We start from the raw sequence: 14115 nt of genomic DNA, 5'->3' as shown, positions 1-14115 counted from the left end.
TGTTGTCAGGAAATGCCAAGGGCAGGATCAATGACCCATCCCTTGGCGGTATGCCGCAGTTATTACTTTGAATTAGCGGCCAATCAGCTTGATTACAGCGTCGGTGATCTGCCGAGTGGTTGCCGTACCGCCTAGGTCAGGCGTGTGCAAACCGCTTTCGGTTACAGCTTCGATGGCGGACATCAGTTCCTTGGCCGCCGACGCCTCGCCCAGATGCTCGAGCATCATGGCCGCAGTCCAGAAAGTTGCGATCGGGTTGGCGACGCCTTTACCGGTGATGTCGAAGGCGGAACCGTGGATCGGCTCGAACATCGATGGGAACTGGCGCGAAGGATTCAGGTTGGCAGTCGGTGCAATCCCCAGGCTACCTGACAAGGCGGCGGCGAGGTCGGAAAGGATATCGGCGTGCAGGTTGGTCGCCACGATCACATCCAGAGTGGATGGCTTAAGCACCATGCGCGTGGTAACGGCATCGACGAGTTCTTTGTCGATTTTCACATCCGGGAAGTCCTTGGCCACCTCGTAGAAGATCTCATCCCACAACACCATGCCATGGCGCTGGGCGTTGGACTTAGTAACCATAGTCAAGTGCTTGCGCGGACGGCTTTGCGCCAACTGAAAGGCAAAACGGTGGATACGCTCAACACCGGCACGGGTGAACACGGAGACTTCAGTGGCCACTTCTTCTGGTAAGCCACGGTGTACACGTCCGCCGTTGCCCGAGTACTCACCTTCTGAATTTTCACGAACCACGACCCAGTCGATCTGATCACCATTGTGCAACGGGCTTTTAACGCCAGGAAGCACGCGGGCAGGACGTACGTTTGCGTACTGGTCAAAGCCTTGGCAAATAGGCAGACGCAGTCCCCACAAAGAAATGTGGTCAGGAACGTTCAGCGCACCCACGGCACCGAAGAAAATGGCATCGAAAGTCTTGAGTTCTTCCAGGCCGCCTTCCGGAATGTAGTAGCCATTTTTCAGGTAGTTATCCGAATTCCAGTCGAAGTCCTTGAAGGTAATTTCAAAGCCGACTTTCTTGGACAGCGCCTTGAGGACTTCAACCCCGGCAGCAATAACTTCAATGCCGATACCGTCACCAGGAATCGAAGCAATTTTGTAAGCACTCATTTGGGAACACCTTTGTAAGTTTTGTTTTGCCCGTCAAACGGAGTTGTTCGATCAGGGTGTGTTCCGAGTATAAGTATTGAATCGGAAGGTGTGAGTTACTTGAAATCACTACATAATTTACTTTAAGTTATGAATCCTTCGTCCTTTTTGAGGCGTAAACCACTCGAGACCAAGCCTCCAGGTAAACAGCCGGGCCGGTGCGGATTTTGAAAAGGTGGTTACGGTTTCATGGTGGCTCGCCCCCGAAGCAGGCGCAGCACTGACGGAAACCAGAGCACCTTCATCTAAGGCTCCTGCTTTTGCAGGTTGAAAATGCTATTCAGACAAGCCATGGGCAGGATATATGTATTGATGATGCTTCAATCAAACTTAAACGCCCCATACATCACTTTGAGTCATGAATGAGCCAGACCTTAGACCTGTCGTTTTTTTACCTGCTGGCCAACCAAGGCAGCCTTGCCGCCACGGCTCGCGAGCTGGGGGTCACCCCTCCGGCAGTGAGCAAACGTCTATCGGCGCTGGAGGCCAGGCTGGGCATTCGTTTAATCAATCGCACCACCCGCTCTATGAGCCTGACCACAGAGGGTGAGCTTTACTTCTCCCACGCGGCGCGAATCCTGACGCAGATCGATGAGGTCGAGCAGATGGTCAGCAGCAGTCGGGCAACTCCCAAAGGGCTGATTCGGGTCAACGCATCGCTCGGCTTTGGTCGCCGCTATATCGGGCCGGCGTTGGCGGCCTTTTACAGCCGCTATCCTGAGGTTGAAATACAACTGGAGATCAGCGACCATCCACTGGATCTGACGACCCACGGGTTTGACCTGAGCATCCGTTTCGGCACACTGCCGGATGCAGCATTCCATGCTCGCAAAATCGCATCCAACCGTCGTTTGCTCTGTGCCTCTCCCCTTTACCTGCAGAAGCACGGCGCACCTGAGCGACTGGCAGATTTGCAGCAGCACAACTGCATTTTCATCAGGCAAAACGAGACGCCTTATGGCGTATGGAGTTTCGCAGCAGGTAGCCGTACTCAAAACATCAAAGTGCATGGCGCCCTGGGTTGCAACGACGGCGAGGTGGCCTTGAACTGGGCGTTGGAGGGTTACGGCATTCTGATGCGAGCAGAGTGGGACATTGCCCGGTATGTGCGAAGCGGCCGCTTGCAGTTGATCCTTGAAGATCAGAGGCCTACCCGCGCGGATGTCTATGCAGTTTACCCCCAGCAACTGCAGCTATCTGCACGGGTTCGCACCCTGATCGACTTTCTGGTCGAGCGCTTTGCTCATATCGATCATTTGAGCGAAGCTGAATGAGCCCATTGACTTACAACCCGATGGACCGCAAACAGCGCAGGCAAAGCGCCGCGGGGCCAGACTGATGCCAGAGGCATGTAGAACTTGCCGGAATACGTGATCTTGGAAGGGCCATGATTCACTGTCGCTCAGCGGCTTGCCCTCAGCTTTCGGTAGAGGAACTGCCCACAGGGGTCAATTAAGGAGCCGAAGTGATCGGGTTCCTCTTCACGGCGTAAAGCCAGTTCAACATCGCTACCAACGGGACGGTGCCGCAGCAGGAATTTCGCGTCGTACCGTATCTCCCCGGTAGCAGTTTAACTCTTGTTGTCTTTGTCGTCCCCGACAGGGGATGTCGTGTAGAAGTCAAGCATCGAATGCCCACAGCCTCGACTGGGGCTAGCTCATCATAGTGCGGCCACGACTGTCAGCTTTTGGCCGATTCTGTTGAAAAAGTCGGTCCTTCCGGACTGCCTGCATACTGACCGCTGAAAACGCCTTTTTTGCGCGCCGCTACGCGAAATCTGAGCCCGGAATCCTCTGTTCAAAACATAGATTTCAATCTCAAACGCGTATTTTTCTGCCGTAGAAACCATGGCCGACTTTTTCAACAGAATCGGCCGTTTTCTGACCTTCGCTTGGGGTTGAACTGCCAGGATTTCCCTAGGCGATGAGTGAGTAACTGCATGGTCAGCAAAAAGTAATAGCGCGTCGACTCAGCGTGCTGGTTCACGTGGTGATTTAAAAACCAAGCGAGATGCTTTTGCTGCCAAGCCCATGGGTTGTCGCGTTGCCAGCGCTCAGCGATAGCTGTTTGGATAGCCTTCGCTTGGCGAAGGTGACGCTGGCGTGTGGCATGCGACCCGCTCAGGACACCCCTAAGGAACAGCTCCATATCGAATGGCTTGCTCATGTTCGACCACCAATGTAAGCCGATACCACGTCGATACGGCCGTGCCCGAGTTCATAGCTGATTTGGTCTCGAGCCTCACGATCGAGGCGTTGGTCGAGCTGATAGCAACGGCCTCCGTTGATGGGGGCGAGATGCTGGGTGATATGCTCGTAGCGTTCGCACGCATAGGCCGCCCGCAATTCGTGGAAGCCTTTGAGGTTGTGCGTATGGAGGATGACTCGTGCGGGACGCACGATTTCCCGTTGGAAATCGAGGTAGCGTTCGTTCGGTGCAAGCAGGTTGCGGCTACCGTCGGGTGAGACTTGAAGGGCGAACTCCAATGCTTCGCGGATGTGATCGTTCACGGTAATCCAGCGAGGGGCCGACGCACCGGATCGGCCACCTTTGGTGCCCTCCTGGATGTTGATCTTGCCAAGTTTTTCGGCCTCGCGTTGCAAGCGAGGTAGGTCGGCCAAAATGGTCTCGCGCAAGCGCATGCCGGTGGCTCGGGCCAGCTGCGCGATGGCCGCGGCGCGCGGCATTTGGTGTTCGCAGAGCATGTCGACGATCCGCTTCACGTGTTCGCGGTCTTGGCCTTGCGGCACCGAGCGACGAACACTGATGCGCCGCATGCCTAGTGCCTTGCTCGGACTCGGCACTTTCACATACTGATCACCGCGAAGCGCGGCCATGGTCCGGTTCACGCTGGATAACCGGTTTTGCGCGGTGGCGATGCAGATAGCCCCTTGTTCAACTTGCTGGCGCAGATGCCCGGCATAGTCCAGCAAGGTCTGCCGATCAATTTTTCGCGCATCGTTAAACCCCGGTCCATCCTCCGACCGACACCACCGCACAAACGCCTGCCACCGATCACTGTGTGCCTTGACCGTTCCGTAATGTCCGCCGCCAAACATATCGCGCAATGCCTGCGGCCCGGCATAACTCAGTTGTCGTCCATACCCAAAATTTCGCCCGTCACGTTTACCTACCAGTGCCATGATCAAACTCCTCTCGAAGCCCAACTTTTAAAACCATCCCCACGTCATCCCGCCAAGAATGTTGAGTGTTATCAGGGATCAAGGCCCCTGCGGCCTGTGAGGGGTGTCCACTGACGCGGGACAGGCGGCTCCTTACGGCCAAGAGCTTGGGCATCTCATGATCTGGCCTCCTGAGCACTTCCGAGGAAGTGGGCGGGTGGAGGCTGTGCTGGCTGACGAGGCCAATGCCGCGAGATCCTGAGTCAGGTGAAGGCAGGGATGTGATGACCGGGGCGTGCCTGACTGTCAGTCAGGTGCAGTCCATTCCGTGGGCTGCGGCACCATCATCTGCATCGCTGTTGCTGGTGGCTTCGGTGTTTGTCACGCCGATTGTCACGAGGGGGAATGCCGCAAAGCCTTGTACGATTTGGGCTGCAGCAGCGGTAGGCGCGTTCGTCTCTTCCTGGAAGTAAGAGACGAACGCAGGTTGGCGCAGTGAAATGGCCAAGCGGATAGGTTGCTGCAGGGCAGGAATGTAGAGGTATGAGTTGCCGCAGTGGGCACTCTGGTAGAAGTAGGCATCCATCACATCGCTGTGACTGTGCGAGCCGCCGGACGCTAATCGCACTTGGGGGTGAACCACCACGATGTGGCGTAGCCTCAAAGGTTCTGACTACCTGGGTTGCTGTCAAGGACAGCGCTTGCACGATCTTTTTTACGCCTGTGGATAATTTGGGTCAAGGCTCGATTTTTCGGGGATTCTGCGGCTGTGGATGAAAGTATCCACCGGTGGAAATCAGTGGTTTTCCACAGACAGTTACGTGGGCTTTAGATTTTTTAAGTGAGGTCCATCCAAGCAGGGCGGCTTTGCAGCCCCGCTTGGATGGACCCGCGAGGAAGGGTGGACAGCGGTGATCTCACAGGCTTACCCACGTTTGAATGCGCCACGGCTATTTTATAGGGCTGTGATGTTGTCGCAGACCGAGTCGAATTCGTGAGGCATCCCGTGATCGCTGTATCGCCGCTTAGTCTGTATCGATAGGAAACTTATCATCTTTGCGTGCGTGGGACGCTGTTAGAGGCGATGCAGAAGGGCGTGCGAGGAACTGATTAACGCGAGTATCAAATTGATCGCGAAGGTTGGCTGTAATGCCTTCTTTGAGGGCATCGAGATAGTCCGCATACCACTGCATCATCATCCGACGTTGCGATAGGTATAGGGCTTGATTGTACTCACCAGAGATGCCGCCCTCGACGTGAGCCAGTTGGCTTTCTACATGATCCTTTAGCCAGCCATGTTCGCGCAGCAGCGTGCTTGCGGTATGACGAGTGCCATGGCTGACGAGTCGTCCTTTATAGCCGATCTTGGCGAACACCAGGTTGATCGTGTTTTCACTGATGACTGGCTGCTTTTCACCATTGCCAGGGAATAGATACCGGCTGCGTCCAGTGCTTTGATTCAGTTTGGTAAGCATGGCGATCAATTGATGAGGTAGAGGGCTGACGTAATCTCTGCGCATCTTCATGCGGGCGGCCGGGATGGTCCATATCCCTTCCTCGAAATCGATCTCTTCCCATTTTGCATAGCGAACCATGCCGGGGCGGCTAGCCGTCAGAATTGTCATCCATGACGCAATCCTCGCTGGTAGCCGGCTGGTGGTCTTGCTTAAAGCCCGGAGAAACTCAGGTAGTTCGTGTTCGTGCAGATGTGGGTAGTGTTGAGTGGGCGGTGGAGCTATCGCAATGGCATGGAGTTCGGAGGCTGGATTATGTTCGCACAGGCCGCGTGCAATGGCTTGACTGAAAATCTGTTTCAGCCAGGTCCGGGTCTTGTCCGCAACATTGAAGGCGCCTCGTTTTTCGATGCAGGCCTGCAGTTTTGCACAGTCGCTTCGAGTAATGAGCTCCAGTTGCTTTTCGCCGAGAGCGGGCAGTAGATCCTTATCGAGATAGTCGCGGATCTTCTTCAGCGTCGCGCTGCTGCGGCCGGAGTCCGCTTTGAATTGGTACCAGTACTCCGCGGCTCGCCTGAAGGTGTTGAGCCCGGCCTCCTGCTGTCGCAGCTTGTCATCGCGGCGTTTTGTGCCGGGGTTGGTGCCTTGCTTGAGTAGGTTGCGGCATTCTGCAGCTCGTTCACGAGCTTCCTGCAAGGAGATATGCGGATACACACCCAGTGACATGCGCGCCGCCCGACCCTGATAGGTATACCGGAAGTGCCAGTACTTGCTGCCGTTGGGTTTCACCAGCAGGGCAAGACCCGAACTATCACTCAAGGTAAACGGTCTGTCGGCAGGCTTGGACGCTTTGATTTGTAAGGCGGTCAATGGCATCGCTGTACACCTCCGGTTCTCGAACTGGAATATGTACAGAAAATGTACCAAAAAGTGGCTGGCTTGCAAGAGATGGGGGTGGAACCCCAGAGACCAAAAAGCCCGCAGTTAGCGGGCTCTAGGTGTGTTTCGTAGACGCTGGTAGTCGTCTATGTACTGCAAATGGTGCCCCGAGGGAGACTCGAACTCCCACTCCTTTCGAAAACGGATTTTGAATCCGCCGCGTCTACCAATTCCGCCATCAGGGCTCAATGGCGGCGAAGTATAGAGAGGTGATTACCGTTGGTCAATCACGTTTCATGGTCTATTTTCACTATTTCCGCTAGACTTCCCGGCCCTGCTAGACGAACCCCATCATGCGCGTTGCTGACTTTACTTTTGAACTCCCGGATTCGCTGATTGCTCGCCACCCTTTGGCCGAGCGTCGCGCCAGTCGACTGTTGACCCTGGACGGGGTCAGCGGTGCCCTTGCACACCGTCAATTCACTGATTTGCTTGAGCATTTGCGCCCAGGCGACTTGATGGTCTTCAACAATACCCGGGTGATTCCGGCGCGGCTGTTTGGCCAGAAAGCTTCCGGCGGCAAGCTGGAAATTCTGGTGGAGCGGGTGCTGGACAGCCATCGTGTGCTGGCCCATGTGCGCTCCAGCAAGTCGCCCAAACCAGGGTCGAGCATCCTGATTGATGGCGGTGGCGAAGCCCAGATGGTGGCGCGCCATGACGCGTTGTTCGAACTCAAGTTTGCCGAGGAAGTATTGCCGCTGCTGGAGCGTGTCGGCCATATGCCGTTGCCTCCTTATATAGACCGCCCCGACGAAGATTCGGACCGCGAGCGCTATCAGACGGTGTACTCCCAGCGCCTGGGCGCGGTCGCTGCGCCGACTGCCGGGCTGCATTTCGACCAGCCGCTGCTGGATGCGATTGCCGCCAAGGGCGTCGAGACTGCCTATGTGACCCTGCACGTGGGGGCCGGGACGTTTCAGCCGGTGCGTGTGGATAACATCGAAGATCACCATATGCACAGCGAATGGCTGGAAGTCAGCCAGGACGTCGTGGACGCGGTCAACGCGTGCAAGGCGCGCGGTGGGCGAGTGGTCGCAGTGGGCACCACCAGCGTGCGGTCCCTGGAGAGTGCGGCGCGCGATGGTGTGCTCAAGCCGTTCAGTGGCGACACCGATATCTTTATCTACCCCGGCCGGCCATTCCATGTGGTCGATTGCCTGGTCACCAACTTCCATTTGCCCGAATCCACGCTATTGATGCTGGTCTCGGCATTTGCCGGTTACCCCGAGACCATGGCCGCCTACCAGGCCGCCATCGATAACGGATACCGTTTTTTCAGCTACGGTGATGCGATGTTTATCACCCGTAATCCGGCGCCGCGCGGCCCAGAGGAACAACTATGAGTCGTATGTCGTTTGAATTGTTGGCCACCGACGGCAAGGCCCGTCGCGGTCGCCTGACCTTCCCCCGTGGCACCGTGGAGACCCCGGCGTTCATGCCGGTCGGCACCTACGGCACCGTCAAGGGCATGCTGCCGCGTGACATCGTTGCCACCGGCGCCGAGATCATCCTCGGCAACACCTTCCACCTGTGGCTGCGCCCGGGCACGGAAGTGATCAAGAAGCATGGCGACCTGCACGATTTCATGAAGTGGCAAGGCCCGATCCTCACCGACTCCGGTGGCTTCCAGGTGTTCAGCCTGGGCGCCATGCGCAAGATCAAGGAGGAGGGCGTGACCTTCGCCTCGCCGGTGGATGGTTCCAAGGTGTTCATGGGGCCGGAAGAGTCGATGCAAGTCCAGCGCGACCTGGGCTCCGACATCGTGATGATTTTTGACGAGTGCACGCCGTACCCGGCCGATGAAGACGTGGCGCGCATCTCCATGGAGCTGTCGTTGCGTTGGGCCCAGCGTTCGAAGAATGCCCACGGCGACAACACTGCTGCGCTGTTCGGCATCGTCCAGGGCGGCATGCACGAAAGCCTGCGCAAGCGCTCGCTCGAAGGCCTGGACAAAATCGGTTTCGATGGCCTGGCCATTGGTGGCCTGTCGGTGGGCGAGCCCAAGCACGAGATGATCAAGGTGCTGGACTACCTCCCAGGCCTGATGCCTTCTGACAAACCTCGTTACCTTATGGGCGTTGGCAAACCAGAAGATCTCGTAGAGGGTGTGCGCCGCGGTGTGGACATGTTCGATTGCGTGATGCCAACCCGTAATGCCCGCAATGGGCATCTGTTCATTGATACAGGCGTGCTGAAGATCCGTAACGCGTTCCATCGCCATGATGATTCGCCGCTGGATCCCACCTGTGATTGCTACACCTGCCAGAACTTCTCCCGTGCTTATCTGCACCATCTGGACAAATGCGGGGAAATGCTGGGTAGCATGTTGAATACCATCCACAATTTGCGTCACTACCAAGTCCTGATGGCTGGTTTGCGCGAGGCTATTCAACAGGGTACATTGGCCGCCTTTGTCGATGCCTTCTATGCCAAGCGCGGGCTTCCCGTGCCGCCCTTGGACTGAGTTTCCCGACCCTAAGATTCACTATTTGCAACTGGAGTGCTAAATGAGCTTTTTTATCTCTAACGCTATGGCTGACGCCGCTGCACCGGCCGCTGCCGGTCCTATGGGCGGTGGTTTCGAGTGGATTTTCCTGGTCGGCTTCCTGGTCATCTTCTACCTGATGATCTGGCGTCCACAGGCCAAGCGCGCCAAAGAGCAGAAAAACCTGCTGGGCAGCTTGCAAAAAGGTGACGAAGTTGTGACCACCGGCGGTATCGCTGGCAAGATCACCAAGGTTTCCGACGCTTTCGTAGTCCTGGAAGTCTCCGACACCGTTGAAATGAAGTTCCAGAAAGGCGCCATCGCCGCCACGCTGCCTAAAGGCACGCTCAAAGCGATCTGAGTAACAACTTTTACCAATCGACGGGGCGCGCAAGGCGCCCCGCGTCATAAGCGGGCGGCGTGATGCTGAACAAATACCCTCTGTGGAAATACGTACTGATCCTGGCGGTGCTGGCGATCGGTTTTATTTATTCCGCTCCCAATCTCTATCCTGATGACCCTGCGATCCAGATCACTGGCGCCAGCACTTCGCTGCAGGTCAATCAGGCTGATCTGGACCGCGCGAGCAAAGCGCTCACTGACGCGGGAATCCAGGTCAAGGCGGCAACATTGGCAGCTGATGCGAAGGGCGGCTTGTTGCGCCTGACCAAGCAGGAAGACCAATTGCCGGCCAAGGATGTCGTGCGCAAGGTGATGGGTGATGACTACGTAGTCGCGCTTAACCTGGCACAGACCACGCCAAAATGGCTGCGGAGCATCGGCGCGCACCCGATGAAACTGGGCCTGGACTTGTCCGGTGGTGTGCACTTCCTGTTGGAAGTGGACATGGACAAAGCCCTCGACGCACGCATGAAAGTCTACGAAGGCGATGTGAAGAGCCTGCTGCGCAAAGAGCGCCTGCGTTATCGCAGCCTGCCGCAGCTCAACGGTGCCATCCAGCTGGGCTTTGCTGACGAGGCTATCCGTGAACAGGCGCGCGCCCTGATTCGCAAGAGCTTCAACGATTTCGACATTGTGCCCGCCGACCTCAATGGTCAGCCGGTGCTGCGTCTGGCGATGACCCCGGCCAAGCTGGCGGAAATCCGTGAATACTCCATCAAGCAGAACTTGACCACGGTCCGTAACCGCGTCAACGAGCTGGGTGTGGCCGAGCCGCTGGTTCAGCGCCAGGGTGCCAACCGCATCGTGGTCGAACTGCCGGGTGTGCAGGACACTGCTGAAGCCAAGCGGATCCTGGGCAAGACTGCCAACCTTGAATTCCGCCTGGCCGCCGAGCCGGGTGCTTCCAAGGCCACCTCCGAGACTTTCGAGTTCCGTGAAGGCAACCGTCCTCCAGCGCAGATCGAGCGTAGCCTGATCATCACGGGCGACCAGGTGACAGACGCCAAGGCCGGTTTCGGTGAGCATGGCACGCCTGAAGTGAACATCCGCCTGGATGGTCATGGTGGCGAACTGATGAGCCGCGCAACCCGCAGCAACGTCGGTCGCAGCATGGCGGTGATCTTCATCGAGCAGCGTCCGGTAACCACTTACGTCAAGCAAATGGTCAATGGCGTCGAAAAAGACGTCGCGGTGCAGACCTTCAAGGAAGAGAAGAAGATCATCAGCCTGGCGACCATCCAGTCGCCACTGGGTGCTCAATTCCGCATCACTGGCCTGAACGGCCAAGGCGAATCGTCCGAGTTGGCCCTGCTGCTGCGTGCTGGTGGCCTGGCTGCGCCGATGTACTTCGCTGAAGAACGCACCATCGGTCCAAGCCTGGGTGCCGACAACATCACCAAGGGTGTCGATGCGTCGTTGTGGGGCATGTTGTTCGTGTCCCTGTTCATCATCGCCATCTATCGCTTCTTTGGCGTCATCGCCACCGTCGCGCTGGCGGGCAACATGGTCATGCTGCTGGCCTTGATGTCGCTGCTGGGGGCTACACTGACCCTGCCGGGTATCGCCGGTATCGTACTCACCATGGGTATGGCGGTGGACGCCAACGTGCTGATCTTCTCGCGGATTCGTGAAGAGATCGCGGCGGGCATGAGCGTGCAACGGGCAATCAACGAAGGTTTCGGCCGGGCATTCACGGCAATTCTCGACTCCAACCTGACCACGTTGCTGGTTGGCGGGATTCTCTTTGCCATGGGCACCGGTCCGGTCAAGGGCTTTGCGGTGACCATGTCCCTCGGTATCTTTACCTCGATGTTCACGGCCATCATGGTGACCCGCGCAATGGTCAACCTGATCTTTGGCGGGCGTGACTTCAAGAAGTTGTGGATTTAAGGGGCTGCCATGTTACGTACAATCAACTTCATGGGCGTTCGCAACGTTGCGTTCGGCGTCACTGTGCTCCTTACCGTCCTGGCGTTGTTCAGCTGGTTCCATAAGGGCCTGAACTACGGTCTGGACTTCACCGGCGGTACGCTCATCGAGCTGACCTACGAGAAGCCGGCCGACGTAACCAAGGTGCGCACCCAGCTGAACGAGGCCGGTTATCACGAGGCCATCGTGCAGAGCTTTGGCGCGACCACCGACCTGCTGGTGCGTATGCCTGGCGAAGACCCGCAACTGGGGCACCAGGTGGCCGAGGCCTTGCTCAAGGTCGGCGGCGACAACCCGGCGTCGGTCAAGCGCGTCGAGTTCGTCGGCCCGCAGGTGGGTGAAGAGCTGCGCGACCAGGGCGGCCTCGGCATGCTGATGGCGTTGGCCGGCATCATGATCTACCTGGCCTTCCGCTTTCAGTGGAAGTTCGGGGTTGGTGCCATTGTCTCGCTGATCCACGACGTGATCGTGACCGTGGGTATCCTGGCGTACTTCCAGATCACCTTCGACCTGACAGTATTGGCGGCGGTGCTGGCGATCATTGGTTACTCCCTCAACGACACCATCGTGGTATTCGACCGGGTTCGCGAGAACTTCCGGGTACTGCGCAAGGCGACGTTGATCGAGAACATCAACATCTCCACAACCCAGACCCTGTTGCGCACCATGGCGACGTCGATCTCCACCTTGCTGGCGATTGCCGCATTGATGATCTTCGGTGGCGACAACCTGTGGGGCTTCTCCCTGGCGCTGTTCATCGGCGTACTGGCGGGCACCTACTCGTCGATCTACATCGCCAACGTGGTGCTGATCTGGCTGAACCTCAACAGCGAAGACCTGATTCCTCCTGTTGCGACAGACAAGGAGGTCGACGACCGCCCTTGATGGGTGTTTGTTGATCTGCTGTTACAAAGAAGGCGTGAGTATTGAACTCGCGCCTTTTTTTTTGCTCCAAGGCTGGGTATAGCGCGGACGTTTCAGTCCGCTTGTGATGGTCAGGAGGTTCACGTGAACAAGTCGTTGCTGGTTGGTGCGGTATTGGGTGCTGTCGGTGTGACTGCCGGGGGTGCTGTTGCCACCTACAGCCTGGTAAAAAGCGGCCCTGAGTATGCGCAAGTGCTGGCGGTGCAGCCGGTCAAGACCCAGATCAAAACCCCTCGTGAGGTCTGCAAGGACGTCACCGTGACCCGGCAACGTCCGGTGCAGGATCAGCATCAAATCGCCGGTACCGTGGTTGGCGCCCTGGCCGGCGGCCTGCTGGGTAACCAGATCGGCGGCGGTACTGGCAAGAAGATTGCCACCGTAGCCGGCGCAGTGGGCGGCGGTTATGCCGGTAACAAGGTTCAGGAAGGCATGCAGAACCGTGATACCTACACCACCACCCAGACGCGCTGTAACACCGTCAACGACATCAGTGACAAGGTTGTCGGGTATGACGTGCGTTACAACCTGGATGGCAAGGAAGGATCGGTGCGTATGGAGCGTGATCCTGGTAGCCAGATCCCTGTGGATAAAGAGGGTCGCCTGATCCTCGGCCAGAATCAGCAGTAATACCAAGTCTGGCGAAGTTCAAAGTGTGGGGACTTGCTCGCGAAAGCGGTGGGTCTGTACCGATAAGCTAGCTGGCAGAGCGCTATCGCAGGCAAGCCAGCTCCCACATTGGGCAGTGCCCAAATCGGTAGGAGCTGGTTCCGGCCAAATCCCAGGCATAAAAAAAGCACCCCTCGAGGTGCTTTTTTGTGCTCGCTCGCTTAACGCTTCAGCGAAGCCGGCAGGTGCGGCTGGATCGCCGTCAGTACTGCCTTGAAGCATTTGGTGTTGCCTGCAACCACGTGACCCTTCTCCAGGAAGTCGTGGCCGCCGGTGAAGTCGCTCACCAGGCCGCCGGCTTCTTGAATCAGCAGGGCGCCTGCAGCCATGTCCCACTCGGACAGGCCCGACTCCCAGAACGCATCAAAACGACCAGCGGCCACATAGGCCAGGTCCAGGCTGGCTGCACCGGCGCGGCGGATGCCGGCGGTCTGGCCAACCAGGGCGCGGAACATGCCCAGGTAGTTTTCCAGGTTGTCCATCTGGTCATCACGGAACGGGAAGCCGGTGCCCAGCAGGGCGCCGTCCAGGCTGGTGCGACCGCTGACGCGCAGGCGGCGACCGTTCAGCTGGGCGCCACGGCCACGGCTGGCGGTGAATTCTTCCTGGCGAACCGGGTCAAGTACGACGGCGTGTTCCAGGCGGCCACGGTATTTGCAGGCAATGCTCACGGCAAAGTGCGGGATGCCGCGCAGGAAGTTGGTGGTGCCATCCAGTGGATCGATGATCCACAGGTAGTCTTCGCCTTCGCCGCTGCCTTTGTGCAGGCCGGTTTCTTCGCCGAGGATGCCGTGGGTAGGGTAGGCCTTGCGCAGGGCGTCGATGATTTTCTGTTCGGCGGCGCGATCCACCTCGGATACATAATCCTTGGCGTCTTTTTCGTCGACCTTGATGGTATCCAGGCGCTCGATGGAGCGGAAGATCAATTCACTGGCGCTGCGGGCGGCGCGCAGCGCGATATTCAGCATGGGCTGCATGGATGTGTCACCTAAGGTTGTTAAAGAAAGCCGAGCATTCTAGCAGAAAC

General features: G+C 57.6%; 13 protein-coding genes and 1 tRNA gene. 7 read left to right on the top strand and 7 right to left on the bottom strand.

The window, feature by feature from the left end; genetic code table 11:
* Window positions 1-72: 72 nt before the first annotated feature.
* Window positions 73-1128 carry a tartrate dehydrogenase gene (locus FIV38_RS18150; protein ID WP_092233811.1) on the bottom strand — a complete coding sequence of 352 codons (1056 nt, stop codon included), beginning with the start codon at window positions 1126-1128 and terminating at the stop codon, window positions 73-75.
* Window positions 1129-1529: 401 nt separating this feature from the next.
* On the opposite strand from FIV38_RS18150, the gene FIV38_RS18145 reads away from it, so the two are divergent.
* Window positions 1530-2441 (top strand): LysR family transcriptional regulator, encoded by a 912-nt coding sequence (locus FIV38_RS18145; RefSeq protein ID WP_092233813.1) that lies wholly within the window; start codon window positions 1530-1532, stop codon window positions 2439-2441.
* 586 nt (window positions 2442-3027) lie between these two features.
* Here FIV38_RS18145 and FIV38_RS18135 read toward each other — a convergent pair.
* The 5 genes from FIV38_RS18135 to FIV38_RS18115 all read right to left on the bottom strand — a co-directional run bounded on the left by FIV38_RS18135 (window position 3028) and on the right by FIV38_RS18115 (window position 6867).
* Window positions 3028-3333, bottom strand: coding sequence for a hypothetical protein (locus FIV38_RS18135; protein ID WP_092233817.1), 306 nt, complete (start codon window positions 3331-3333; stop codon window positions 3028-3030).
* Complete coding sequence (locus FIV38_RS18130; RefSeq protein WP_092233819.1) at window positions 3330-4310, bottom strand: integrase domain-containing protein; 981 nt, start codon at window positions 4308-4310, stop codon at window positions 3330-3332. Before FIV38_RS18130 ends, FIV38_RS18135 begins: the two co-directional genes overlap by 4 nt.
* 289 nt (window positions 4311-4599) lie before the next feature.
* Entirely contained in the window at window positions 4600-4875 is a 276-nt protein-coding gene (locus FIV38_RS18125) for a hypothetical protein (RefSeq protein ID WP_092233821.1), read from the bottom strand.
* Between the two features lie 439 nt (window positions 4876-5314).
* Complete coding sequence (locus tag FIV38_RS18120; protein ID WP_092233825.1) at window positions 5315-6619, bottom strand: tyrosine-type recombinase/integrase; 1305 nt, start codon at window positions 6617-6619, stop codon at window positions 5315-5317.
* Window positions 6620-6782: 163 nt separating this feature from the next.
* Window positions 6783-6867, bottom strand: a tRNA-Leu gene (locus FIV38_RS18115).
* A 108-nt stretch (window positions 6868-6975) separates the two neighbouring features.
* Between FIV38_RS18115 and queA the strand changes: the two genes are divergently transcribed.
* The 6 genes from queA to FIV38_RS18085 all read left to right on the top strand — a co-directional run bounded on the left by queA (window position 6976) and on the right by FIV38_RS18085 (window position 13049).
* Window positions 6976-8025, top strand: coding sequence for a tRNA preQ1(34) S-adenosylmethionine ribosyltransferase-isomerase QueA (queA, locus tag FIV38_RS18110; RefSeq protein WP_092233827.1), 1050 nt, complete (start codon window positions 6976-6978; stop codon window positions 8023-8025).
* 5 nt (window positions 8026-8030) lie between these two features.
* Window positions 8031-9146, top strand: coding sequence for a tRNA guanosine(34) transglycosylase Tgt (tgt, locus tag FIV38_RS18105; protein ID WP_032858353.1), 1116 nt, complete (start codon window positions 8031-8033; stop codon window positions 9144-9146).
* Window positions 9147-9189: 43 nt separating this feature from the next.
* Entirely contained in the window at window positions 9190-9528 is a 339-nt protein-coding gene (gene yajC / locus FIV38_RS18100; RefSeq protein ID WP_003175975.1) for a preprotein translocase subunit YajC, read from the top strand.
* A gap of 62 nt (window positions 9529-9590) precedes the next feature.
* Window positions 9591-11459: a protein translocase subunit SecD gene (gene secD / locus FIV38_RS18095; protein ID WP_029298580.1), complete on the top strand. Its 1869-nt coding sequence runs from the start codon at window positions 9591-9593 to the stop codon at window positions 11457-11459.
* Window positions 11460-11468: 9 nt separating this feature from the next.
* Entirely contained in the window at window positions 11469-12383 is a 915-nt protein-coding gene (secF, locus tag FIV38_RS18090; RefSeq protein ID WP_029298578.1) for a protein translocase subunit SecF, read from the top strand.
* Between the two features lie 123 nt (window positions 12384-12506).
* A complete protein-coding gene (locus FIV38_RS18085; protein WP_029298576.1) occupies window positions 12507-13049 on the top strand; it encodes a glycine zipper 2TM domain-containing protein in 543 nt (180 codons plus the stop codon).
* 200 nt (window positions 13050-13249) lie between these two features.
* Here the strand turns inward: FIV38_RS18085 and suhB are convergent, their stop codons facing one another.
* The gene (suhB, locus tag FIV38_RS18080; RefSeq protein WP_003175971.1) at window positions 13250-14065 is read right to left on the bottom strand and encodes a type III secretion system regulator SuhB; all 816 of its coding nucleotides are present in this window, start codon (window positions 14063-14065) and stop codon (window positions 13250-13252) included.
* Window positions 14066-14115: the final 50 nt, after the last annotated feature.

Origin of the sequence: Pseudomonas proteolytica, assembly GCF_007858275.1 — a bacterium.
GTDB classification, from domain to species: domain Bacteria; phylum Pseudomonadota; class Gammaproteobacteria; order Pseudomonadales; family Pseudomonadaceae; genus Aquipseudomonas; species Aquipseudomonas proteolytica.
This window is presented reverse-complemented; position numbering and strand designations above follow the sequence as displayed.

Coding starts and splice junctions, on each gene's coding strand:
- FIV38_RS18150 (WP_092233811.1), bottom strand. CDS start 1,128: ATGAGTGCTTACAAAATTGCTTCGATTCCTGGTGACGGTATCGGCATT.
- FIV38_RS18145 (WP_092233813.1), top strand. CDS start 1,530: ATGAGCCAGACCTTAGACCTGTCGTTTTTTTACCTGCTGGCCAACCAA.
- FIV38_RS18135 (WP_092233817.1), bottom strand. CDS start 3,333: ATGAGCAAGCCATTCGATATGGAGCTGTTCCTTAGGGGTGTCCTGAGC.
- FIV38_RS18130 (WP_092233819.1), bottom strand. CDS start 4,310: ATGGCACTGGTAGGTAAACGTGACGGGCGAAATTTTGGGTATGGACGA.
- FIV38_RS18125 (WP_092233821.1), bottom strand. CDS start 4,875: ATGGATGCCTACTTCTACCAGAGTGCCCACTGCGGCAACTCATACCTC.
- FIV38_RS18120 (WP_092233825.1), bottom strand. CDS start 6,619: ATGCCATTGACCGCCTTACAAATCAAAGCGTCCAAGCCTGCCGACAGA.
- queA (WP_092233827.1), top strand. CDS start 6,976: ATGCGCGTTGCTGACTTTACTTTTGAACTCCCGGATTCGCTGATTGCT.
- tgt (WP_032858353.1), top strand. CDS start 8,031: ATGTCGTTTGAATTGTTGGCCACCGACGGCAAGGCCCGTCGCGGTCGC.
- yajC (WP_003175975.1), top strand. CDS start 9,190: ATGAGCTTTTTTATCTCTAACGCTATGGCTGACGCCGCTGCACCGGCC.
- secD (WP_029298580.1), top strand. CDS start 9,591: ATGCTGAACAAATACCCTCTGTGGAAATACGTACTGATCCTGGCGGTG.
- secF (WP_029298578.1), top strand. CDS start 11,469: ATGTTACGTACAATCAACTTCATGGGCGTTCGCAACGTTGCGTTCGGC.
- suhB (WP_003175971.1), bottom strand. CDS start 14,065: ATGCAGCCCATGCTGAATATCGCGCTGCGCGCCGCCCGCAGCGCCAGT.